The organism is Nostoc sp. (assembly GCF_036919615.1).
In the GTDB taxonomy this organism is placed as follows: Bacteria; Cyanobacteriota; Cyanobacteriia; order Cyanobacteriales; family Nostocaceae; genus Nostoc.
This window is the reverse complement of sequence record NZ_JBALCN010000059.1, coordinates 1-23,152: the sequence shown is the minus strand read 5'-3', so window position 1 is coordinate 23,152 and position 23,152 is coordinate 1. Positions and strand designations below refer to the sequence as shown.

The 23,152-nt window shown below is 40.5% G+C and carries 28 protein-coding genes; 10 read left to right on the top strand and 18 right to left on the bottom strand.

The window, feature by feature from the left end; all coding sequences use genetic code 11:
* Nucleotides 1–10: 10 nt before the first annotated feature.
* From V7K48_RS17860 to V7K48_RS17850, 3 genes are all read right to left on the bottom strand, one after another.
* Nucleotides 11–655, bottom strand: coding sequence for a DUF3318 domain-containing protein (locus V7K48_RS17860; protein WP_335074608.1), 645 nt, complete (start codon nt 653–655; stop codon nt 11–13).
* Between the two features lie 77 nt (nt 656–732).
* On the bottom strand, nt 733–1,290 hold the full coding sequence (locus V7K48_RS17855) for a hypothetical protein (RefSeq protein WP_334979469.1): 558 nt from the start codon (nt 1,288–1,290) through the stop codon (nt 733–735).
* 871 nt (nt 1,291–2,161) lie between these two features.
* Nucleotides 2,162–2,977 (bottom strand): methyltransferase domain-containing protein, encoded by an 816-nt coding sequence (locus V7K48_RS17850; protein ID WP_335074607.1) that lies wholly within the window; start codon nt 2,975–2,977, stop codon nt 2,162–2,164.
* Between the two features lie 103 nt (nt 2,978–3,080).
* On the opposite strand from V7K48_RS17850, the gene V7K48_RS17845 reads away from it, so the two are divergent.
* Nucleotides 3,081–3,965, top strand: coding sequence for a LysR family transcriptional regulator (locus V7K48_RS17845; protein WP_335074606.1), 885 nt, complete (start codon nt 3,081–3,083; stop codon nt 3,963–3,965).
* A 4-nt stretch (nt 3,966–3,969) separates the two neighbouring features.
* On the opposite strand, the gene V7K48_RS17840 is transcribed toward V7K48_RS17845, so the two are convergent.
* From V7K48_RS17840 to V7K48_RS17790, 11 genes are all read right to left on the bottom strand, one after another.
* Complete coding sequence (locus V7K48_RS17840) at nt 3,970–4,683, bottom strand: retropepsin-like domain-containing protein (RefSeq protein ID WP_335074605.1); 714 nt, start codon at nt 4,681–4,683, stop codon at nt 3,970–3,972.
* Between the two features lie 64 nt (nt 4,684–4,747).
* Complete coding sequence (locus V7K48_RS17835; protein ID WP_335074604.1) at nt 4,748–5,008, bottom strand: Txe/YoeB family addiction module toxin; 261 nt, start codon at nt 5,006–5,008, stop codon at nt 4,748–4,750.
* Nucleotides 4,989–5,240: a hypothetical protein gene (locus tag V7K48_RS17830; protein ID WP_335074603.1), complete on the bottom strand. Its 252-nt coding sequence runs from the start codon at nt 5,238–5,240 to the stop codon at nt 4,989–4,991. Before V7K48_RS17830 ends, V7K48_RS17835 begins: the two co-directional genes overlap by 20 nt.
* A gap of 195 nt (nt 5,241–5,435) precedes the next feature.
* Complete coding sequence (locus V7K48_RS17825) at nt 5,436–5,684, bottom strand: AbrB/MazE/SpoVT family DNA-binding domain-containing protein (protein ID WP_335074602.1); 249 nt, start codon at nt 5,682–5,684, stop codon at nt 5,436–5,438.
* A gap of 193 nt (nt 5,685–5,877) precedes the next feature.
* Nucleotides 5,878–7,281, bottom strand: a complete 1,404-nt coding sequence (locus V7K48_RS17820; RefSeq protein WP_292759779.1) for a ferredoxin:protochlorophyllide reductase (ATP-dependent) subunit N — start codon at nt 7,279–7,281, stop codon at nt 5,878–5,880.
* Nucleotides 7,282–7,528: 247 nt separating this feature from the next.
* Nucleotides 7,529–8,317, bottom strand: a complete 789-nt coding sequence (locus V7K48_RS17815; protein ID WP_335074601.1) for a DUF5331 domain-containing protein — start codon at nt 8,315–8,317, stop codon at nt 7,529–7,531.
* A gap of 32 nt (nt 8,318–8,349) precedes the next feature.
* Nucleotides 8,350–9,216, bottom strand: a complete 867-nt coding sequence (gene bchL, locus V7K48_RS17810; protein ID WP_223278117.1) for a ferredoxin:protochlorophyllide reductase (ATP-dependent) iron-sulfur ATP-binding protein — start codon at nt 9,214–9,216, stop codon at nt 8,350–8,352.
* Nucleotides 9,217–10,041: 825 nt separating this feature from the next.
* The gene (locus tag V7K48_RS17805; protein ID WP_292759785.1) at nt 10,042–10,296 is read right to left on the bottom strand and encodes a TIGR02450 family Trp-rich protein; all 255 of its coding nucleotides are present in this window, start codon (nt 10,294–10,296) and stop codon (nt 10,042–10,044) included.
* 75 nt (nt 10,297–10,371) lie between these two features.
* The gene (locus tag V7K48_RS17800) at nt 10,372–10,746 is read right to left on the bottom strand and encodes a hypothetical protein (RefSeq protein ID WP_335074600.1); all 375 of its coding nucleotides are present in this window, start codon (nt 10,744–10,746) and stop codon (nt 10,372–10,374) included.
* Between the two features lie 178 nt (nt 10,747–10,924).
* Entirely contained in the window at nt 10,925–11,170 is a 246-nt protein-coding gene (locus tag V7K48_RS17795) for a hypothetical protein (protein ID WP_335074599.1), read from the bottom strand.
* A 54-nt stretch (nt 11,171–11,224) separates the two neighbouring features.
* On the bottom strand, nt 11,225–11,608 hold the full coding sequence (locus V7K48_RS17790; RefSeq protein WP_335074598.1) for a surface-adhesin E family protein: 384 nt from the start codon (nt 11,606–11,608) through the stop codon (nt 11,225–11,227).
* Nucleotides 11,609–11,898: 290 nt separating this feature from the next.
* Here V7K48_RS17790 and V7K48_RS17785 point away from each other — a divergent pair, with 290 nt between their 5' ends.
* On the top strand, nt 11,899–12,261 hold the full coding sequence (locus tag V7K48_RS17785) for a hypothetical protein (protein ID WP_335074597.1): 363 nt from the start codon (nt 11,899–11,901) through the stop codon (nt 12,259–12,261).
* Between the two features lie 178 nt (nt 12,262–12,439).
* Here V7K48_RS17785 and V7K48_RS17780 read toward each other — a convergent pair whose 3' ends face one another.
* The gene (locus V7K48_RS17780; protein WP_335074596.1) at nt 12,440–12,886 is read right to left on the bottom strand and encodes an HNH endonuclease; all 447 of its coding nucleotides are present in this window, start codon (nt 12,884–12,886) and stop codon (nt 12,440–12,442) included.
* Nucleotides 12,856–13,125 (bottom strand): hypothetical protein, encoded by a 270-nt coding sequence (locus V7K48_RS17775; protein WP_335074595.1) that lies wholly within the window; start codon nt 13,123–13,125, stop codon nt 12,856–12,858. The genes V7K48_RS17780 and V7K48_RS17775 overlap by 31 nt, the downstream gene beginning before the upstream one ends.
* Nucleotides 13,126–13,192: 67 nt before the next feature.
* Between V7K48_RS17775 and V7K48_RS17770 the strand changes: the two genes are divergently transcribed.
* The 4 genes from V7K48_RS17770 (at nt 13,193) to V7K48_RS17755 (ending at nt 16,838) form a co-directional block, all read left to right on the top strand.
* On the top strand, nt 13,193–13,360 hold the full coding sequence (locus V7K48_RS17770; RefSeq protein ID WP_335074594.1) for a hypothetical protein: 168 nt from the start codon (nt 13,193–13,195) through the stop codon (nt 13,358–13,360).
* A 137-nt stretch (nt 13,361–13,497) separates the two neighbouring features.
* The gene (locus V7K48_RS17765) at nt 13,498–14,616 is read left to right on the top strand and encodes a DUF262 domain-containing protein (RefSeq protein ID WP_335074593.1); all 1,119 of its coding nucleotides are present in this window, start codon (nt 13,498–13,500) and stop codon (nt 14,614–14,616) included.
* A complete protein-coding gene (locus V7K48_RS17760; protein ID WP_335074592.1) occupies nt 14,613–15,977 on the top strand; it encodes a DUF3696 domain-containing protein in 1,365 nt (454 codons plus the stop codon). The genes V7K48_RS17765 and V7K48_RS17760 overlap by 4 nt, the downstream gene beginning before the upstream one ends.
* A 45-nt stretch (nt 15,978–16,022) precedes the next feature.
* Nucleotides 16,023–16,838, top strand: coding sequence for a hypothetical protein (locus V7K48_RS17755; protein ID WP_335074591.1), 816 nt, complete (start codon nt 16,023–16,025; stop codon nt 16,836–16,838).
* A 33-nt stretch (nt 16,839–16,871) separates the two neighbouring features.
* On the opposite strand, the gene V7K48_RS17750 is transcribed toward V7K48_RS17755, so the two are convergent.
* A complete protein-coding gene (locus V7K48_RS17750) occupies nt 16,872–17,204 on the bottom strand; it encodes a hypothetical protein (protein WP_335074590.1) in 333 nt (110 codons plus the stop codon).
* A 242-nt stretch (nt 17,205–17,446) separates the two neighbouring features.
* Here V7K48_RS17750 and clpB point away from each other — a divergent pair, with 242 nt between their 5' ends.
* Nucleotides 17,447–20,065 carry an ATP-dependent chaperone ClpB gene (gene clpB, locus V7K48_RS17745; protein WP_335074589.1) on the top strand — a complete coding sequence of 873 codons (2,619 nt, stop codon included), beginning with the start codon at nt 17,447–17,449 and terminating at the stop codon, nt 20,063–20,065.
* A gap of 83 nt (nt 20,066–20,148) precedes the next feature.
* Here the strand turns inward: clpB and V7K48_RS17740 are convergent, their stop codons facing one another.
* Nucleotides 20,149–20,706, bottom strand: a complete 558-nt coding sequence (locus tag V7K48_RS17740) for an SRPBCC family protein (protein ID WP_335074588.1) — start codon at nt 20,704–20,706, stop codon at nt 20,149–20,151.
* A 420-nt stretch (nt 20,707–21,126) separates the two neighbouring features.
* Here V7K48_RS17740 and V7K48_RS17735 point away from each other — a divergent pair, with 420 nt between their 5' ends.
* From V7K48_RS17735 to V7K48_RS17725, 3 genes are all read left to right on the top strand, one after another.
* On the top strand, nt 21,127–21,321 hold the full coding sequence (locus V7K48_RS17735) for a hypothetical protein (protein ID WP_335074587.1): 195 nt from the start codon (nt 21,127–21,129) through the stop codon (nt 21,319–21,321).
* A gap of 180 nt (nt 21,322–21,501) precedes the next feature.
* Complete coding sequence (rd, locus tag V7K48_RS17730) at nt 21,502–21,666, top strand: rubredoxin (RefSeq protein WP_335074586.1); 165 nt, start codon at nt 21,502–21,504, stop codon at nt 21,664–21,666.
* A gap of 49 nt (nt 21,667–21,715) precedes the next feature.
* Entirely contained in the window at nt 21,716–22,966 is a 1,251-nt protein-coding gene (locus V7K48_RS17725; protein ID WP_335074585.1) for an NAD(P)/FAD-dependent oxidoreductase, read from the top strand.
* Nucleotides 22,967–23,152: the final 186 nt, after the last annotated feature.

Here is a 23,152-nt window from a genome sequence, read left to right as displayed (position 1 = left end):
TTTCTGGTTTCTACAGTGCGCCCTCATCTGGAGTTTTAGATTTAGCTTTTGCCTTATTAGCACTGCGTTTGAGAGCAGAGAGTCTTGCTTCGTATTTCGACCGTTGGCGCTTACTAGGTGTATTGTCAATCAGGGTTTTCAAGGCGCTACCGAGACTCTTATAGGCATTGGGGAGACTATAACCAAAACGAGTTGCCAAGGCGATCGCTTTTTCATCAGCATTGAGCAATTCTTTTAGTTGCTTTTCCCCACTATTCTTTTGGTACAGTCGCCAGCCTGACACACCACACAGCGACAAAGCCAACACCAGTAGCAATCCATCTTGTACCCATAATTCGCCTACAGCACCACCTAAACCGATGGCTAGTGCTGCCATTTCCCAACCATCTTTAGGAATTGTGTCATTTTGAACGCGAGCAACTTCATGCCAGAACAGCAGATTACGCTGATCCATTGCGAGGGCGTCCCATTTCACCAAGTCAATTTGAATTTCTACCTGGTCTTTACCAATTTCTTCGCAGCGGATCAGGGGTGGATTGACCTCAGTTGTGCCTTCAACCGTGACCCAGCTCTGTAATTCTGGCGGTAGTAAGCCTTTCAACCGCCGGAGTTCACTCATTTCCGCTTTGGCAGAGGAGGTTGCATAGGATGTCATAATATCCAGCCCCAGAAAATTTCAGTATATAGTGAGGGTATCACTTTGGAGTATAGCTATTTAAGTGATGATCCGTCTCACTCACTAGGAAAACTTCCTCGCTTTTTTCGCGCTTCCATTGCTTTTTCCAGCAAATCTAGCAATCCTGGGGCTTCTTCTTGAATACTGAGTAACAGTCTTTCCCCAAGTTCTATATTCCCCGGATCAAGACCTGTTACCATCACTTCTTTCAGGCGAGGTATTGCTATGCCATCCACAATCTGAACTAACCCACTCAGACAGCGGTGAAATTGTCTTTCTGTGAGAATCGAGTCTTCTAAAGGAAACTCAATAATCGCACGGATTTCGCCATCGGATGGGTCATACTCCCATTGCAACATTTTGGTTTCCCAGGAAATGGCAAGCATTGTCTGTAGGATAGCTGCCTTGTGAGGATGGTCTTGAATTCCTGCCAGAACTTGAGGGGCAAATACCCGGAAAAATTTTCCCTCTTCATCCAACTGGACAACTATTAGGAAATCTTCTAGGTTATCAGCCTCCACACCTGTTATAATTCGGTCTTCTTGATCATCAAAACGGTAGTCCCAACCAAGGTTATCTAAATAGTTGGCAATCTGTTTGAGGTTAGCTCCCATAAAAGCCTCATAAGGAACGTGGAGCAGCTGTTACCAGACCTAGTTTAACCTGCTAGGGGTAGTTGTTTGGGTTGGTCTGGATACTTCTGATCACATAGAAGTGTGCAATTAAGGCATGGAGCGTGGGGTATGGGGGAGCCAGTGCACCCTTGCGTGCCAACTTAGCTTCGCCTTGGTCTTCCCTTCTCCCATTCGTGAGAGGCTAGCGCCTGCTGTAGGATGCCCGAACGCAAGAGCGTCTCCTTTAAGAGAAAGGCTGTAGGGAGAAGCAACTGGCGTCATTGGGCATTGAAGATAGGAAAACAGATGATCATTCTGCGCTGTGAATGATATTTTCTCAAGGACTGTTGCTCATTATTAAAGAAGCGATAATCACTTTTTTTAAAATTTTATCCAGTCAAAGATATAGCACTAACTCACTTAAATTTTAATATTCTCTTCTAGGTTTAATGAATGTATTGCTAGATCAAGCATGGTGGTAAGATTTTCAATCAAACTCAAAAGCTGAAGCTTAGAGGATGTTTTAAAAGTCCTATTGTCGGTATCAAAACGTTCTAGATCCTCCTAAATCCCCCGATAAATTGGAGGACTTTGATTCTGCCCCCCCTTTTTAAGCTACCGTGTATACACAAGTCGGCAGACCTCTCCCCAAACCTCTCTCCGACGCGGAGAGGGGCTTTGAAGATTGGCTCCCCTTCCCTCTCTTCGAGACGCTGCGCGAACGTAGGGAAGGGGCTGGGGGTTAGGTCTGAGAGCGCTTTGAGCAAAATAAGTCACTTGTGTATACACCGTAGCCTTTTTAAGGGGGTTAGGGGGGATGAATAAGTGCCTAAAATCACAGCCAAATACTTTTAAAACATCCTCTAATAATCTAACCTTTGCATCCCACAACTTCGCACCAAGCTTGAGCAAAAAACCCATCTGGATGCTGACTCCATTCCCGTAAAGCACGACTCATTGCTGTAAGCGTAGGTGTAGCCCGCCGCAGGCATTGCTCATCAGTCCAACCTTTCTCTACAGCTCGATCTACCTTTGCAGAAGTTTCAATTAGCAGCGCCAAATATTCTGTAGCTTCACTCAGTGGCTCATAACATTGATAAGAAGCCGAAGCTTTGATATTAGTAAACCCACTTTGGCGCAGCAGAGCGCGTAACTCTCTACCTACATAAGGATTACCAGAATTTTCCTGCTGGAGCCACTTGTAATAAGAAAATGCTTTTTCCAGTTCTGGTGTAGACGGCGCAATCAAAAACCCGCCCCAGTCAGGACTACGAAGCCCAACAATTCCCCTCGGTTTTAAAACTCGCCACAGTTCCTGTAACGCCTGCGTCGGTTCTTGAAGATGCTCAAATAGTGCATGGGAAAAGATTGCATCAAATGAGTTATCCGGGAAGGGTAAAGCATAAATATTCGCCTCCAGAAAATTAGCATTACTGACACCTTGGGTGAAAGCACTCTCAGTAGCTATCTGGATTTGAGAAGCTTCGCGATCGATACCTGTAAGCGTACCTGGTGCGATCGCTTTTGCTAACCCTAGTGTGATTGTACCAGGCCCACAACCACAATCTAGCAACTTCATTCCTGGACGTAGATAAGGCGTAAAAAACGCAGCATGAGTATCTACGCTGCGATTTGCCATAAAATTCGTCGCATTACTCGAATAGCCTGGAGTATACTTCTCTGGCATAGCTCTGACTCCCTGCAATATCTGTATGAGTATCATAGGCAAGTAGTTTTCAGATGTCCAATATATATTTAAATAAAATTGAAACTTATAAAATATAAAAAAAATGGAACTACGACATTTGCGCTATTTTATCGCTGTCGCTGAAGAACTACACTTTAGTAGAGCCGCCGAGCGATTGCACATTGCTCAACCGCCCTTAAGCCAGCAAATTCTGCAACTAGAGGCACAATTAGGAGTAGAACTGTTTCAGCGCAAAACCAAGCGACAGGTGCAACTAACAGAAGCAGGACAAGTTTTTTTGCAAGAAGCTTATCAACTTTTGGCTCATCTGGAAAAGGCAATTGAGCTAACTCAAAGAATAGGAAAAGGTGAAAAAGGACAAATAAGAATCGGGTTGACTAGTTTGGTAACTTACGATTTGCTTCCAGTGATTTTGCGGCGGTTTCGAGAACAGTTTCCAGAAGTAGAGTTGGTATTGCAGGAATTAACCACAACTCAGCAGGAACAAGCGCTACAGAAACACCACATTAATGTAGGCTTTGCTCATCCACCATTAGAAGACAAGGGACTCAATCAAGAGTGCATTCAGCAAGAAGCTTTAATTGTGGCTATGTTAGAAACTCATCCCTTAGCTGAACAAGAGTGTATCTCAGTGCGATCGCTAATAAATGAAAACTTTATCATGTTCCCTCGCCACCTGAGCTTTGGACTTTACGATCAAATCGTGAGCCTTTGCCAGCAAGGAAATTTCAGCCCCAAAGTGACTCAAGAAGCGATTCAGATGCAGACAATTATCGGATTGGTTTCAGCGGGAATGGGGATTGCGATCGCCCCATCTTCATTGCAAAATCTTCAAAGGGTTGGTGTGGTGTATCGCGCTGTAGAGGAGAAAACACCATTAGTAGAAACGGCTATAGTGTGGCGAGAAGAAGATATGACGCCTGTTTTACGCGAATTTCTGCAAGTTGTGAGAAGTGTCTATGGTTAACTGATTAGTTATCTCCACGCCATGTAAAAATAATTTGTTCATAAGCTTGCCTAAACTCAATATTAAACTTATCAAATACAACTTCTCTTCCTATAAGTAATTGCTCTCCACCTGTATTAGTTTGTAACCACGCCACAGCAGCAATAAAACTGTGTTCATCAATTGTCATTTCAACATTACGTAAAACATACTCAACTCTTCCGCCGATGGTTTCTGCTAATAATTTTGATTCTGCATCAGCCAAAGCATAGCCTAAATCTTGACCGACTTTGAAGGAAATTAAACTTAATTCAGCACCAGAGTCTACTAACATCGTTGTAGACATTTCTATATCTCTATGCTTAAGTTTTACATGATAATTGGGTTGCCAGTCATGTCGAGCAACTGTACGAAAGTGAATTGGTAAAATTTGGATAGAAGCAGTGCGACACGGAACTAAGTAAATTGAAAATGTCTGCTTTGACGCTTCTACCAATTCTAGAACTTCACGCAAATTCTCACTATGAGCGATTAAGCCATTAGCATTGTAAGCAATATATTGATTTTTATATAAATCTAATAACATTTGGCGATTCTGGTTTAGCCACTTCAGCATTTGCTGACTTTCATGGGGAGATGGTGTTTTATTCATAGATTTTGGTGACAATTTCAGGTATTTTCTACCAGCTTGCCTTTTACTTATAATTGTATCTGCGATCGCTCTCTTGTTTTGCTTCACATCTTCTCCTTAAAAAAGAGCGATCGCCTGAACTAAAACAATATCTCAGCCTCCATAAAATTTATTACTCATAATGATATTTACAAGTCAAAATAATCAATAAATCTTCTTGCACTTTGTAAACTAATCTATGTTCATCTGTGATCCGCCTTGACCAGTAACCTTGTAATTCATATTTTAATGGTTCTGGCTTCCCTATCCCTACAAAAGGATCTCTTTGTATATCTTTAATCAGTTCCAAGATTTTTTTGAATATTTTTTTGTCTTCTGTCGCCCACTGACCTAATTGTTCAAAAGCTTCTGGTTCAAAGGCGACTTTTTTCATATTCATCTAAATCAACATAAATTAAGCCTCTTTTTTCTACATTCTCCAAAGCTGTGAGTAGATGTTTTTTGTTAGTTTCTGATTTCAAAAGATAAGTAGTTTCATCCTCTTCAACTGATGGTTCAACTAGCACAATAACTTCCACGATTGTTCCTTCTGCTAGTTCGGTTGCTGAAAGTTCAATCTTGCCATCTTTGCCTACAATAGCCTTTTGTTTAATTCCACTAAGCATAATTTATATTTCCTCTTATCTTTACTACCTTATTGTAACTGTGTTTGACTGAGATGATATTTGAGCGATCGCTTTTCTTTGTTAGTGTGGGCGGTTCGTTAAAAAGAGCGATCGCTATTAGACAGAATAGAACTCAAAATGGGAACACTAAGTAAAGCGCGTATATTGGCTTTATGGTGCTGCTTTATTAAAACTCTAAGATTCCTCTACATCTTGGCGAATTGCATTGTCCATATCCTCAAGAGTTTTAGGTTTTCCTTGATATTTTAAACAACCTGCTACATCATCTAATTTAGTTTCTAGAAAAAGTTTCTTAGGCTTTAAAATAATTCCATCACCCATATCAATAATAATAAATTCTTGACCTACTTCCCATTGATGAGCTTCCCGCAAAGATTGGGGAATAATTACTTGTCCTTGAGGAGACAATTTTGTAATTTCCATTAAGTTTAGAAGTAAAAAACTAAGACTAATATACAAATTTTAGCATTTTTAACTATTCTCAATTCTCTCTTCCTCTGCGTTCTCTGCGCCTCTGCGGTAGCCTACGGCAAGCCGCTGCGCGTCTACGTAAAAAAAAGGACGAACCCGAAAAGTTCGCCCGTAACATAGTATTATGCTGTTGCTCAATCCAAATCTAAATCTTTGCTTCTTCTCTCACCAATTTATCCCAACCCAAATCTTTCAAATTATTATTCCGACGCAACGGACGAGTCACCAACTCTAACATGTCACGCGCATTCGTAAAGCCGTGAATTTGAGCAAAAGTGAACTCCACAGACCACTTTGTATTAATACCCCGTGCTTCCAATGGATTAGCGTGAGCCATACCAGTAATTACCAAATCTGGTTTCAACGCATAAATCCGCTGAAGTTGATTGTAATTATCCGGCTTCTCCACAATCCTTGGCAGAGGTGAATTCATTTCTTGGCAAGTTTTCTCTAACAGTGCCAACTCAGCAGCTTGATAGCGCTTATCCATGTAGGGAATACCGATTTCGTGAACCGTCATCCCACAACGGATTAAGAATCTTGCTTGGGAGACTTCCAGCAAGTTATCACCCATGAAGAATACAGACTTACCGCGAATCAATTTCACATAATCTTCCAAGCCTGCCCAAATTTGGGCTTCTCGTTCATCCAAACCCTTGGGAGTAATACCGAACACCGAGCAGATTTTCTCAATCCAAGCGCGGGTACCATCAGGGCCAATGGGGAAAGGTGCGCCAATCAGTTTACACTTACGGCGACGCATTAAGGTGGTAGCAGTGCGGCTCAGGAAGGGGTTGACACCAGCGACATAATACCCTTCTTCCAGTACTGGCAATTCTGTGAAGCGCTTCGCGGGTAGCCAGCCAGAAACTTTGATGCCTTGTTTCTTCAGTTCCAAGGTTAACTGAGTAACTACGGGATCGGGAAGGGAGCCAAAGAGAACCAGTGGTGGATGATCTACGTACTCAGATTCATCCTGGGCGACATCTTCTTTCTTCTTACCGAAATTTAGCAATTTAGCGATCGCATTGCGTTCACTTTTCTCTGTTTCCGCCACTGGAGCCTTATCAGGACAACGGTTAGCCATTGCTGCTAATACGGTGTCTTCCCCTTGGGTGAAGGCGTAATCTAGACCATTTGCCCGCGCTACAACGATGGGAATACCGATTTCGGATTCCAGCTTCGGTGCCAAACCTTCCAAATCTGTTTTAATAATTTCGGTAGTGCAAGTGCCAATCCAGACAATTACACTAGGATTGCGATCGCGTTTAATTTGCAAGCACAACCGTTTTAACTCTTCATAATCATTCAGCTGTGCCGAAATATCGCCCTCTTCCAACTCTGCCATTGCATAGCGGGGTTCAGCAAAAATCATTACCCCCATCGCGTTTTGCAAGAAGTAGCCACAAGTTTTTGTCCCAATCACCAAAAAGAAGCTATCTTCAATTTTTTGGTATAACCACGCCACGCAGCTAATTGGGCAAAAGGTATGGTAATTCCCAGTTTCACATTCAAAGTTTAAAGCTTCTGGTTGTTGAGCGACAGTCATTTTGGTTTTTTCTCCCCTTGATATTTAATGGCAGGTCAAGCAATTTTAGATTTTAAATTGACGATTTTGGATTGAAGACTGGGACAACAGAAGTATCGTATGTCTGACGACAATTTCCCTAATTCCTAATCCAAAACCGTTCGACTGAGCGACTTGTATCGACTTTTACTGAGCGGCGTCTCGTAGAGAAGTCGAGGTAAGCCGAAGTCCCAAATCTAAAACTTAAAATTGCGAGGAACGGCAATAATTAAGCGTTGGGGAAGAGACGGGCAATTTCTGATTCATCAAAAACGCCTGCTGGCAGTTCTTCCCCTAAGAAATCGTTACTTTCTTCAGCCTTTTGCAAAGCTGTTTGCTCACCCCAAACATCTGACAACACGTCTTTAAACGCATTCTCATCTAGTGGAATATCTTCAAGCGCCTCATCTTTATCCAGCTTGACTTCGTTTGCAGCTGTTGTATCGAAGGCAATTTCCCCAAACTCATCTGCTTCTAGACCAGAGATTTGAAGAGACTCATCTTTTGAGTCGTGTCCGTTGGATAAGGAAATATCACCAAAGGCATTTTCGGTATCCTCCAACTCGCTGATCCCCAGGCTTTGATTATCAAAATCCACTATTGCGAACTCTTGAACTACCACCACCGATCCAAAGCCATTTGTATGAGAATGTGTCAATGTTTCATCTTCAGGCTTTTCGTCAATGACAACTACTGAATCACCTCCGTATTTTTCCGGTTCTGGGTTGATCAGGAAGCGGTTCCCGAGAGCGAAATCTGGGTCAAAATGCAAATCCAGCACCTCAATCAGCGTATCGGCGTCAGGATTAAGTTTGGCAAAGGGCAACATTAACTGCGCTAGCTTTGGCTCTAGGGCGTTAACTACTCCCAGGATGAGGTAAGAAGGTGGTCGCTTCCCGCCATCAGGGGTGTACACTGATTCTACTTGCATGTGCAGGGTAATCCAGTCCCGATTGTTCTGGAAAAATTGCAACCACTTTTGCTTTAATGAATCTGTAAAGCTGTGAAAGAAAGCCATATTATTGTCCCCCATCCTGAGAACTTAGTGATTTATACAATCATCAAGTCTAGTTCTTCTTCTGAATTAGCAACCTGGGGTTTACCCGGATTTAGATAAAAATCGGACAACAAAGAGAACAACTCACGATCTGGTGTGTCGTTAGGTACAACACCTTCGGGACGTGCTAGAATTTGGTCGGCGATGTTGAGATAATAGTCGCAAACGTAGTCTAGGGAAGGGTCTTGCTCTGCCATCTCAAACAAAGTCTTACCCTTCACACGGGAAACACGGATATCTTCAATCAAAGGTAAAACTTCTAGAACTGGCATTGGCACAGCTTCTATATATTTTTCAATCAAGTCGCGCTTGGAGGTGCGGTTGCCAATTAACCCAGCTAGACGCAGTGGGTGAGTTCGGGCTTTTTCGCGGACTGAAGCAGCAATCCGATTAGCCGCAAACAAAGCATCAAAACCGTTGTCTGTAACAATCAGGCAGTAATCTGCATAGTTGAGTGGTGCTGCAAAACCACCGCAAACTACGTCACCCAGAACATCAAACAGAATTACATCATACTCATCAAAGGCGTTGAGTTCTTTAAGTAATTTCACGGTTTCACCGACTACGTAGCCACCGCATCCAGCACCCGCAGGGGGACCACCAGCCTCTACGCAATCAACACCGCCGTAGCCTTTATAAATCACATCTTCTGGCCAGACATCTTCGTAGTGATAGTCCTTTTCTTGGAGGGTGTCGATAATTGTGGGAATCAAAAACCCAGTCAGGGTGAAGGTGCTGTCATGTTTCGGGTCGCAGCCAATTTGCAGCACTTTTTTGCCACGTTTAGCTAGGGCGACTGATATGTTACAGCTAGTTGTGGATTTACCGATACCACCTTTTCCGTAGACTGCTAGTTTCACTGTTGTTTCCCTCTTATAGCTTCTTGTCAAACTTGTGGCTCAAGCATTTGCCTTCACCTGTCCTGAGATGGCGATGCGTGAAGTCTGTTGATGTCATTATTGGGCAAATTACATAGAAAAGAAAGTGGCTCTTAATCTGTAAAACGGTCTAATATCATGGATTAAAGCTTAATGATCCGTATTTGGAGTTTTATTAACCTCAAAGACTTTATTAGCTCTAAAAAAGTTCAATAAACAGTTTTTATTAATTATTTTTATAAAAATAGTTACAAAATAAAAAAGCTGTAATTGGCTTTTTTGAATGGTTTTCCTAGAATTTAGTTGATGGTCATCCAATATGTTTTCAGGGTATTGGGGCACAGGGTCAAAAGTAAAGAGAGGTATAGGCAGTCTTATGCTGGAAATACCAGTGAAATTTGCGTTAGCGTAGCTCACCGTACCCCTACGGGGAAGCAAGCTACGCGTAGCGTCTCGTAGAGAAGGTATCGCAGATAAATTGGCAGTTTTCAGTCGGTAGCCAAGACAATTTAATTGCTGCTTGAGAGCAAGTTAGTCTGATTTTGTAAAAAATTATTAAATTACCAAATATTGTCTAAAATTATTAAAATCTTTCGGCTATGCCAACTACAGCTTTTTTTATCTATTTGAACCATAATTCTTTCTAGGGCAGCTATACATTGGTGTCAACTTCAGCCAAAACCCCTTTAAAATCTCGTTTCCAGGTATAAGAAGGAAATACGTGTTATTGGGCTGCTGCCGCCAGTGGAGGAGGAGGCGGCAGCCAACTAATGGGCATTCCCAGTCAGAGACTCTTAACCAGGCAAATTAGGACACCTCAGTTTCAAGTTCCTGGATTTCCTGTAATGTTTGCCAGCCGGCTTGCCACTGGGAGTTATCTTGTAATAATTTGGCATTTATCCAGAAACGGACTTTAGGATCACAAGCAGCAACCATTTCGGCGTAAACCCATTTAGCCTGATTTTTACGGTTGACAACCTGGAAGTGCCGCCAGCCATCAACTTTTTGCTGTGCTGTCCACTTAGAACCAACTAGGTAAGGAAATTTCTGTTTTTTAGTCATTTGTTATTGGGCATTGGCATGGGGCGTTATTATTATTCTCCTGCTTCTGCTCCCTCATCTCCCTCACTCCTACGGCTAAGGTGTCACCAAATCGCCGTTACGGGTAAACTTCTGACAATGCAACTCACTATCTTGCTGGACACATAGCGAAAACCATCTGATATGGCTCCAGCAGGTGTTGATGTTGTTGGTAATTTTGCGCTTTTTCTTGGAAAGGCGTTGCCTTACGACTTCGTTAGGGCAAAGAATTTCTAACATGCCCGTACCATCTTCGTAATTGACGATCCGAAATAGACAGTCTTGCAACATAGCACGGCTGCTACTGTCGAAGAACCGCTTAAACCTCTGTAGCTTTTCCCCTTCAGTCATTTTGCTGATGGGTTTTCTTTTCAAGAAATCTTCATCCTCAAAATCAAAGTCATCATCTTCAAAGTCGTAGGGGTCAATCATTTTCAGCATCCACTAGGCGACCTGGGATTATGGTAACTCTGTGTGTGGGCAGGAGGAGAATAGCGGGGGCAAGGTAGAAGAACTTTAATACATCATGCTTGGTGTACGCATTTAGATTTCTGCTTATGAAGAAGTAATTTTGTTTATTATCATGTATCTATAGATATTGTTAAGACAATTACCCATACATTCTAAGAAAAAAATAGTAAGCTTTAGCTTTCGGGGGTAAGCTGTTTTCAATGCGATTAAGTGTAGTTGACCTTATAAAATATCTACTTGACCATTTCACATCTTTTAAATATAACTTCACCTGCTCCAAATCTCTTTCTTGGGTATAATTTTGTTTAATAAGCATCTCTAAAATGTCATCAATATTAATCGAAAAAGCTTTGAGCGTTTCTTTGATAGCTGCTTGTGAATTCATTGTAATCGTTTTATTTTCTCATGTGCTTTCTATCAAAAACTTATCAATTGTAAGTTAGCGAGAGCATACTGCTTTAAAAATGTTCTCAGCAATAGTGCCAGGAACAAATTGGTAAAGAGATCCATTATCTCCATTGTTCTTACTAAAAATTACTTCACCCTTGTTGTTATAAGAAATTAATTGTCTTATACGATAGTTACGATTACGGCAGTCTGTAGACTGAAAGGCTTTTCTGAAAATAACTCCGGTTTCATCAGCTTGTACTGTTTCTAACATTGTCCAATACCACGCTATGGCTCCTCGTCTTTCATACGACTCGTTATCAACAAAAATACGAGTACCGTCTGCTGCTTCACTAACTAAAACCCAATCAGCAGCCAATGCAGTCGAAGGAAATGCTATTAAAGAAGCAATTGCTAGTCCTAAAATTCGTTTCATAAAACTGATATCTTAATTAAAACTTTTGCATGGTTAAAATCGGATTTTTGCCTACAAGAGTATAACTACTTGTTAGCAGGTTTATTCAGATACCACATTTTATTTGTCTATTACCTATAATTGGTTCAGTAATTCTGCTAAACCTTAATCTGGTAAGACCATTTAAGTAATAAATAATTTATAAAGCAAGTATAAATTTTCTATAATCGCTTTTTACAATTTTCAATTGCTTGCTCAGGTGTTGTTCGCGTAGAGCTATAATTGGAGGCAAAGAATTCCAAACTGGAAGCATGACTACAGTAGCAATATTGCCAATATTTGATGCTGATGGTAAGAAAACTTATCGCGCCATTGCAGGGGATAAGCACTCTGTTGGCAAAACTGCGGGGCAAGCCCTAGATACGTTAACTACTCAGTTGGGTGAAACGGAGTTTACCGCACTACTTGTCATTCAAAACTTTAACCCTGACCCGTTTTTCAGTGGTAAACAACAAAAACAATTATCGGAATTGATGAGTTTATGGCGGTCAGCACGAGATCAGGGACAAGCATTGCCACCAGAGCAACAAGCAGAACTGGATACTTTAGTTGAGGCTGAATTAAGAGCAGCAACAGCCCGAACAGCTGCATTGATACAGCAAGAGAGTTCATGAATCGGCATTACACTGCGATCGCACACTAGATAACCATCATTGTGACTACTGTCAAGCTTCTGAACTAATCTTTAACGATAATTAATGAGTTCGGCGACGAAAATAGTTTGTTTGGAGTAAGTCGGGGATTTGGCGGAAACTCAGCCGTGAGGAGATATTAGCAGAAGGGCATTTTTTTTTATTCTTGACGTGAATCTGACTGGGGTGGATGCCAACCAGCTTCTACCCAAAAACGACGGGCCACTTGAATCGAAGGCTCATCCCGACGTTCATCATTGAAGTCAAAGCGATCGCTAGTAGCTCTTCCTGTAGGAGTTGTACCTATAATTTTTATTCCATCTTTTGTCCAGATGAAATGTTCATACCATTTTTGCTGACGGGGATGAAATAGAGGAATTTGTTCTTGGGTTTTAGGATCAGTACCTACAATAAAGTTATAGTGACGCTCATTACAGCGATGGCAAGCTAACGCCAAATTATCCAGTTCATCAGAACCACCCAAAGACTGCGGCACGATATGGTCAATGGTAAAACGGTCTGGACTCAAGTATTCTGGAGAATGACAGTATTCGCAGAGATATTCAGATCGTTTTCTTACAAGTCTTCGAGTTTGTTCGGACACCATTTACTTTTCGCCGCTAGTTGAGCGTTAATCAAGGTAAATATTCGCTCTAATTCAGAGATACCTACATATTCAGCTTCTTCTTCAGGAGTCAGTGCATCAGCTTTTTTCTTCTGCAACAGTTCTTCAAAACGAGACTGTAGCTCATCGGTAAATTTAAACAGATAAATGTCACCAAATTCGCTCATCCTGATACCAGAAGACATTAAAGATGAGGGTTGAATCATCAATTGAGTAGTCATTGTATGTTCACAGTGCCTTTGGTTCTATTGTGCCTCAATTAATCAATGATTATAGCGGTGTGGTCAAATGCGATGCCGTAATTCTCAAATTCTACGTATAGGAAGTTTTGCTAATGTTGTCGATAATGAGAATCTCAGATATCCAGGCAAAAACGAGCCACACAAACTGACTACGTTTGCTGAGTTAGGCGATGAAGATTCTTTGGAGCAAGTTGGAGATTTGGCAAAAGTTTAGCTTAGGCTGTAGTGGATATAACAAGAGGGCATTCTGGGCGGCTAGGAGATGTCATAATCAAAGTATCAGGTGCTTTAAGATCCACTGCGAGTCCCAACTATATCGCGTATATCAGCTAACAAAAGGAGTAAAGATAAATGGATATTGAAGTACAAGATAGTGATGTAATTGAAAAAGATGAAGATACTGCTGAAGAAGATAGAACTGATAATGGGGGGTTGTATCCTTATGACCCAACTCAAGCAGATATTGACATCAGAGGAGACCTTCAAACAGTTTTCGAGTTAATGAGGCAATATGATAATAAAAAACTGATTATTGATCCTGATTTTCAACGTAATTTAGTTTGGACACCAGAAAAGAAAAGTAAATTTATTGAAACAGTAATACTTAACTTTCCGTTACCTCCTTTGTATGTTAATCAAACTGTAGAAGGTAAGTATATTATTGTAGATGGGTTACAAAGAATATCCACATTACATGAATTTATTAATGATGAATTTAACTTAACAGGCTTAGAAGCTTTAACAGATTTGAATGATTATAATTTTTCAAAACTCAAAGATTTATCGGGTGACTATCAAACGAGAATAGAAGATAAAAAACTTTATATATACATTATTAAACCTTCTGTACCAGCCAAAGTTGTTTACGATATTTTTAATAGAATTAATACGGGTGGGACATATCTTGAGCGTCAAGAAGTCCGAAACGGTATTTTTTCAGGAAAATCTACTACACTCCTCAAAGAGCTATCAGAAAAAGACTATTTTAAAAGGGCTATTGATTATGGAATATCTCCCAAAAGAATGAAGGATAGGGAAGCTATTTTGCGCTACTTAGCATTTAAAACTTTTGATTATGAAACAGAATATCAGGGTAAATTAAGCGATTTTTTGGAGAATGCAATGAAAAAAATTAATCTAATGACAGAAGAACAAATAGAGGTTTTAAAAAATGATTTTATGAGAGTTATGAATTTAACTTTTGAATTTTTTGGTAAAAGAAACTTTCGTTTACCTGCACCAGAAAGGAGAGGAAGAATAAATATTGCTATTTTGGAATCTGTCTCTTATTTTTTCTCAATTAACAGTGATGATTTTTTACAAAAAAATAAAAAAAATATCCAAGATAACTTTGATAATTTACTACAAAATTCAGAATATATTGATGCTATAAGATATGCTACAAGTAGTAAAGCTAAGGTAATTACTAGATTTAAACTTGCACAAGAAGTTTTAAGAAGCGTAAAATGATAACACAAATAGAATTAGAAAATTTTAAAGTTTTTAAAGAAAGAACATCTTTTTTATTAGGTCAAATAACTCTGTTAACAGGAATAAATGGATGTGGGAAGTCTACACTTCTTCAATCTTTGCTATTAATGAGGCAATCTATTGAGCATAATGATAGTGCATCTCAAGTTGTATTAAATGGTAGTTGTGTCAACTTAGGTAGCTTTACAGATATTAAAAACAGTAATATTTCCAGAAATGAATCAATCAAATTTATATACCATTATGAAGATCAACATATTCTGAATCCTAATCAAGAAAATAATCTCAAGCTTCATGGCTACGCAGAATATGATTTTGGGGAAAATTTTGAAGATGATATGGTAGCTCAGATAAGCAAGATTACTTTTTCTGATCAAGATATCATAAATTTTAATGGAAAAAAATCTGATTATGGATTTGAAGGAGTATATAAAAAGATTAAAGATTCAAATATTTTGAATATAAATAGATTTGATTTTAATGAAGGAAATCGAGATGAATTACCAGGGCTAGTACCGGAACGAACAGGCTCTTGTCGTCTTCTTAATTTATTACCTTTCTATGGTGAGGGATATGATTTTAAAACCCCAGAAAAATACAACCTCAGATTGGATGTATATTCGTTGCATAAATCTCTGTACTTTTACAAGATACATTACATTTCAGCAGACCGTTTAGGGCCACAAGAATCTTATCCTAAAGCTACTTTAAACAAATTTCCAAATGTAGGAGCTAAAGGAGAATTTACAGTTAACTTACTCTATAAAAAGAAAGATAATTTAATTAATGAAAAGTTATGTCTAGGTCAAGATGCCAAGACTTTATATACTCAAACAGAAGAATGGCTTAACGAAATCTTTAATGGGGCAAAAGTCGAAATTCCTAGTTCTGATAGTCATATACTCGAACTTTTATTTAATACGAATAACTCCAAAGACCGTTTTAAACCAGCTAATGTTGGATTTGGGTATCATTGCATTTTGCCTATTGTTGTTTCAGGATTGATTGCAAAAGAAGGAGAAGTGTTAATAGTAGAAAATCCTGAAGCGCATCTCCATCCAAGAGCGCAATCTCGATTAGCCCAATTTTTAGCCAGAGTGAGCAGTTGTGGCGTACAAGTTTTTATTGAATCACACAGCGACCATATCTTGAATGCCTTGCGGATAGCCGTTATTGATAAAATTATCACTCCCAAAGATTTAAGTATATTATATTTCCAGCGAAATCCAGAACAGCCAGTAGTGCAAATTCCCGTTCAGCCAGATGGAGGAATTGAAGAATGGCCAGAAGGATTTTTTGACCAAATGGATAAAGATTTCTCTAGGCTTTTTGAAATGTAAGTAATGGAAATATTTATTAACGAAGTATCCCTAGAAGGACAGTTTATGACAGAGGCAGAATTCCGGGATGCTATAAAGATTTTTAACTCTATTTTTGAGTTAATCAATCAAAGAATTAAAGATAGAGAACTTTATAAAGAAGATAGCAATATATATGCTAACTATGAAGCAATCAAAGGATATAACTTCAAGGCTAGTCTTAATCAACTGAAAGATAAATCCTTGAAAACTGCTTTTATTAATATCGTCTTCAATAAGTCAAATCCCAAACAATGGCGTACAGAGCAGTTGCATTCTTCAGAAGATTTATTTGATTGCTTAACTATTGACAATGATTATAAAAATGTTGGGGACACTTCTTTAGCGGAAGCAGCTGAACGAAAAATTCAAAACAAAAATAAGGAATACTTGTTAGTTAATTTTATTAATTCTAATTTTAAAATTACTCATCCACATATTATTAACTGTTGTTTAATTACAGTTATTAAAAATAATTTAGAGGGAAATCAGATATGTATAGATGGTGTTAATAGTAAAATAGCACTGGAATATTGGTTAGAAAATAAATTAAATTTAAGCTCATTAGAATATTCTTTAGATGTAACTGAACGTCTAAGAGATGAACAAACGATTTTACGAGATACGACAAGATTTATAAAAACATCATATAGGTATGATGGAAGATTTATTTACTGTGAATTGATTACATCACGATATTGGTATGTAGACAATTTACATAAGGGTAAAGCTGCTCACTTAGAAGTTTTTGATAAAAGAGGATTTCATATTGGAGAAGCTGACTTGCAAGGTAATATTGACACTACTAAAAAAGATAAAGATAAAACTATTAATTTATCCTGATAAATGCTTGCTCCTCAGCTATTCACTTTAATATCACTGCATAGCTTCCTTTACTCGCAACTGCACTGCAAAACCACGGTGATGTCGTTGCACCCCCTCTACCACCGGATAAACCTGCAAAAACCTAAGTTCCATCGGTTCCACTGCCAAACTCAACATTGCTGACTTTAAATCTACTCTCGCATCAGGAGGCGCTATCAGCGAAACTGATGCACCTTGCTTAAATGCTTCCTCCACCTGTTCTTGCCAGTCGGGTTCATCCTGCCAAACTGTAAGATTGCCCACTTGCAAAACATCCAGCAAAATTCCTTTATCAGAGAATGTTTTAAAAAGGTTTTTGCTCTCATAGTTGGCACAGCGAAGCATCTCAGTACATGGCTAAAAGCTTGAGAATCGCACATAAGAAAATCGGATCTAGGGGAAAATACCACTTTCACAAGATGTGAACACCGATCTAGGCGATCGCCCCCTTCTTCTTACAATATCCATTATGAGAACAAAAATTTTCTTTTCCTTAGGGTCTAACCTACAGAAAGCCACCGTGGACTGAGGTCAGCCGCGCAAAGCGCTTTTACGATGTCTAATATGGTTCGTTCCTGAAAAAGCCTATGCAACCTACTAATCCTAACCAATTTACAGAAAAAGCCTGGGAAGCGATCGCCCATACCCCCGATATTGTCAAACAATATCAACAGCAGCAAATTGAAAGTGAACACCTGATGAAAGCGTTGCTAGAACAAGATGGTCTAGCCAACGTTATTCTTACTAAAGCCGGTGTTAACCTCCAAAAACTGCGCGATCGCACTGAACAATTTTTCCAACGTCAGCCGAAAGTATCCGGTACTAGCAGTTCTGTCTACTTGGGACGCAGCTTGGATACACTTCTAGATCGAGCCGATGCGTATCGCAAAGAGTTTCAAGACGAATATATTTCAATTGAACACTTATTGCTGGCTTACGCTAAAGATGACCGCTTTGGTAAAGGTTTATTCCAAGAGTTTGGTTTAGACGAAGGCAAACTCAAAAATATTATTAAACAAATTCGTGGGAGTCAAAAAGTGACCGACCAAAATCCAGAAGGCAAATACGAAGCACTGGAAAAATACGGGCGTGACCTTACAGAAGCCGCGCGTAAAGGTCAACTCGATCCAGTGATTGGGCGGGATGATGAGATTCGCCGCACTGTGCAAATTCTCTCTCGCCGCACTAAGAATAACCCTGTGCTAATTGGTGAACCAGGCGTTGGTAAAACTGCGATCGCTGAAGGATTAGCACAGCGCATTATTGCAGGTGATGTACCCCAATCCCTCAAAGACTGCAAGCTAATCGCTTTAGATATGGGTGCTTTGATTGCGGGGGCAAAATTCCGGGGTGAATTTGAAGAACGCTTGAAAGCAGTATTAAAAGAAGTTACTGAATCTAGCGGCAAAATTGTTTTATTTATTGATGAAATTCACACCGTTGTCGGCGCTGGTGCAACCCAAGGGGCGATGGATGCTAGTAACTTGTTAAAACCAATGTTGGCGCGAGGCGAATTGCGCTGTATTGGGGCAACAACCCTGGATGAATACCGCAAACATATCGAAAAAGATGCTGCACTGGAAAGACGCTTCCAACAAGTTTATGTCGATCAGCCTAGTGTAGAAGATAGTATTTCGATTTTGCGCGGGTTGAGAGAACGTTATGAAAACCACCACGGGGTGAAGATTTCTGATAGTGCTTTAGTTGCAGCAGCTGTATTGTCGAGTCGATATATTAGCGATCGCTTCTTACCAGATAAAGCAATTGACTTGGTAGACGAAGCCGCCGCTAGATTAAAAATGGAGATTACCTCTAAACCCGAAGAACTCGACGAAATTGACCGCAAGATTCTGCAATTGGAAATGGAGAAGCTTTCGCTGCAAAAAGAAAGTGATGCAGCTTCTCGTGAACGTTTAGGAAGACTGGAAAAAGAAATTGCCGATCTCAAAGAAGAACAAAGAACCCTAAATACTCAATGGCAATCAGAAAAAGATATCATTGACAAAATTCAATCGGTTAAAAAAGAGATTGAACAGGTCAACTTAGAGATTCAGCAAGCAGAACGCGACTACGACCTTAACCGCGCTGCTGAGTTGAAATACGGCACTTTAACCAGTTTGCATCGCCAATTGGAAGCAGTAGAAACTGAATTGGCAAACACTCAAAGAAGTGGTAAATCACTATTACGGGAAGAAGTAACAGAAGCTGATATTGCCGAAATTATTTCTAAATGGACAGGAATTCCCATCAGCAAGTTGGTGGAATCAGAGAAAGAAAAACTGCTACATTTAGAAGATGAATTACACCGCCGCGTGATTGGACAAGAAGAAGCAGTCACAGCGGTAGCAGATGCAATTCAGCGATCACGGGCTGGATTGGCTGATCCCAATCGTCCCATCGCTAGCTTTATTTTCCTTGGGCCTACAGGTGTGGGTAAAACTGAATTGGCGAAAGCGCTGGCAGCGTATATGTTCGATAGCGAAGATGCGCTGGTGCGAATTGATATGTCTGAGTATATGGAGAAACACGCTGTTTCTCGCTTAATTGGTGCACCTCCAGGATATGTAGGTTACGAAGAAGGCGGACAACTGACAGAAGCGATTCGGCGTCGTCCTTACTCAGTGATTCTCTTCGACGAAATCGAGAAAGCACACCCTGATGTATTTAATATATTCTTGCAAATTCTTGATGATGGTCGCGTCACTGATGCCCAAGGTCATAAAGTGGACTTCAAAAACGCTATTATCATCATGACCAGCAACATCGGTTCGCAGTACATTCTTGATATCGCCGGGGATAACGCCCACTACGACGAAATGCGCCGTCGAGTCATGGAGGCGATGCGGAATAGCTTCCGTCCAGAGTTCCTGAACCGGATTGACGAAATCATCATCTTCCACGGTTTAGATAAGAAGGAATTGCGACAAATTGTGCTGTTGCAAGTGGAGAGACTACGCCAAAGACTCAGCGATCGCAAAATATCCCTCAAGCTCTCGGATATTGCACTTGACTTTTTAGCAGAAGTAGGATATGACCCAATATATGGGGCGCGTCCACTGAAGCGAGCCATTCAGCGGGAGTTAGAAACCCAAATTGCTAAAGCCATCTTGCGCGGCGAATTCAACGACGGCAACACTATCTTTGTAGATGTGCAAAATGAGCGTCTTTCTTTTAGTCGCCTACCTGTTGAGGTATTTACTAGCTAATTCAGTAAGTAATAAAGTAATAACCTCCCGCAAAGACGCAAAGTTAAACAAATGCGTCTTTGCGTTTTTTTGTGACATTGCTTTTACTGATTCTTACAAAGCACTTGTCGCATTTTACGCATATTTGCAGGCAACTCTAAGTTCATTGCTTGTTGAATGAAAATTGATGGAATCGGTATAAGAGGTGTAGCTTGCACAGTATAAGCAAGTATTGTGCCATTACCGTAATCTTTTAGTTCTAAATTGGCGTGAAAGTCCTCAAAAGTCCCTTTTACCATGCGAAATTGGATTTGCTGCCCCAGCACTTCCATGACGTTGAGGTAAATTTCAACTTGAGCGGTGAAAAAGAAAAAGGCTTTTTGTGCTGCTTGATACAGATGTTTAACTTCACCTCTGTACATCACTTCGCTTTTAGTAATGTCGGGAAAATATTGCACCCACCGGGGATAATCAGTTAATTGCTGCCAAACTTGCGATCGCACCATCGGCAAATACATCCAGGCTGTCACTGCGCCACCCCACATCTTGTGCGATCGCGTTTCTACCAAAATTTCACCCTGTACCAGCAACCTTTGCTTGTCTTGACTCCAAGCCATATCTGAACCTGCAATAATTGAGTCTGATATATAAGACGCAGACATAATGATTTTAGTTACTCCTCAACTCATCCACCTAACGGAGTTGAAACTACAAGCCATAAAACTTGATTTAGATCCAACCCACTAAATTTTAGTTCTAGTCTAATGCCTATCTTTTCTGAGAATCGTGATTTTTCGGTAATTATTTCAGAAACTTTACTGTAAAAACTGTATTTCTTATCACAATCAACACAATTAATACTTAAGTGAGTTTTATCAGAGCAATACTTGTAGATCAAAAACTGAGTTGTTAACAGCTAGAATGGCACAAACACGACCTAATATCAAGCAGCTTACCCGAACGTCTGGATAGCATCTCTCAATTTTTATGTGTTATTTCTGATGAAACTGTAACTTCATCGTAACTTCATATCTTATTATCAATATCAAGTGTAATGTCTGTTGAGTTGAGAGGAAAAGTAGGTGAGTCAATCTTCTTTAAATCGTAGATTAATCCAGATTTTTGGTATCCTTTTCGGCGTTAGCGTCGCCGTCTGGGCACTGAGAGGCTTTGGTATTCTCACTTTTATTCCAGGTGGAATAATTTGGCTACTACTATTAGGGGCGATCGCCATTGGGCTTATCAGTTACGCCCAAAGGAGATGGTGGCGCATTTAATCTGATTTCTTTTGAGGATAGCTGGGATAATCTCAGAAATTTCCCTTAAAGCTACACGCCTCTATTTGATAATTTTCATGCAGTAGTCTCGTTTAAGAATTGTAGCGTGCTTATTGTAACTCTGTGCCTGAAGTATTTAATTAGTAAAGCAATGCCAACAATTTATTAAGGGAAGGGAACATGGCAAAGTATATATGTGGTGTTTGCGCCTATGAATATGACCCAGAAGTAGGCGATCCAGATAGCGGTATACAACCGGGAACAGCTTTTGAAGATATACCAGATGATTGGTCATGTCCAGTTTGTGGTGTCACAAAAGACCAATTTGAACCAGTTGAAGAGTGAAAATAACCGCTAGCCTAGTAAAGTACGTGCTATAGAGAAATTTTAGAACTTGCTACCGTTACGAATCGTAGTTATTGGGGGTGGGGCAGCGGGATTTTTTGGCGCGATCGCTTGTGCTAAAGCCAATCCTGATGCCGAAGTTACTTTACTCGAAGCCAGTCGCCAACCCCTAGCGAAAGTGCTAATTTCTGGTGGTGGACGCTGCAACGTCACTCACGCTTGCTTTGACCCTGAGGAGTTAGTCCAAAATTACCCCAGAGGGGCAAAAGCTTTGCGAGGTGCTTTGACTCGGTTTGGGCCTCAAGATACAGTAGCTTGGTTTGCTGCTGGTGGAGTCTATCTAAACACTGAAGCTGATGGCCGGATGTTTCCTGTCACCAATACTTCAGAAACCATTGTGGAATGTCTGATTAAAGCGGTGGCAACATCTGGGGTAAAACTCCGTATCGGTACACCTGTAACTTCGGTGACCGCAGCAGATGGGGGGTTTGATATTTTTCTGAAGTCGGGAGATCCGATTAAATGCGATCGCCTACTTCTGGCGACCGGCAGCAGCCCTGTGGGTTATAAAATTGTCCAAGAGTTAGGTCATCAAATTGAACCGCCAGTACCTTCGTTATTTACCTTCAACATTCTCGATCAAAAGTTGAGGGAGTTAGCTGGAGTTAGCGTAAACCCTGCCCAATTGCGGTTATCTGTGGGCGGAAAATCCCAATTACAACAAACTGGGCCATTACTAATTACCCACTGGGGTTTGAGTGGCCCCGCTGTTCTAAAGCTTTCTGCTTGGGGTGCAAGAGCTCTGCACGAAAGCCGCTATCAAGCCAGATTATTGATTAATTGGCTGCCCGATTTGCGCCAAGAACAAGTGCGAGAAAAAGTTTTAGCAGTTAAGGATGAATGGGGAAAGAAAGCGATCGCATTGCATCGCGGCGTTGATCTACCCCATCGTCTCTGGCAATATATCATCGCCCGTGCAGGGATTACTACAGAAGACCGTTGGGCAGAAATATCTAGTAAAACCTTAAATCAACTGGTACAAGAACTTACTCAGGGACAATACTTAACTAACGGTAAAGGAGCCTTCAAAGAAGAATTTGTTACTTGTGGCGGTGTCCACCTCAAAGAAGTCAACTTCAAGACGATGGAAAGTAGGTTAGTTCCTGGTCTTTATTTTGCCGGAGAAATCTTAGATATTGATGGCGTCACAGGTGGGTTTAACTTCCAAAGTGCTTGGACAACCGGGTATTTAGCAGGGGTAGCAATGGCGACTTCCACTACAGGGATTATGACAGCTTAAGAGAGTTTGTAGTAAGCACTTTAGTACTTAGATGAGAGCTAGAGCCACCCACTACAAACTTATCAAAATTGTCGATCCCAGCACTTGTACTATATCCCTCTTCTGTCACTTTCCGGGTATTCTGAATAAAAGAATGAACAGAAAAAACCCTGAAAGGTAAGTAGGGCAATGGATGTAGAGTTACAA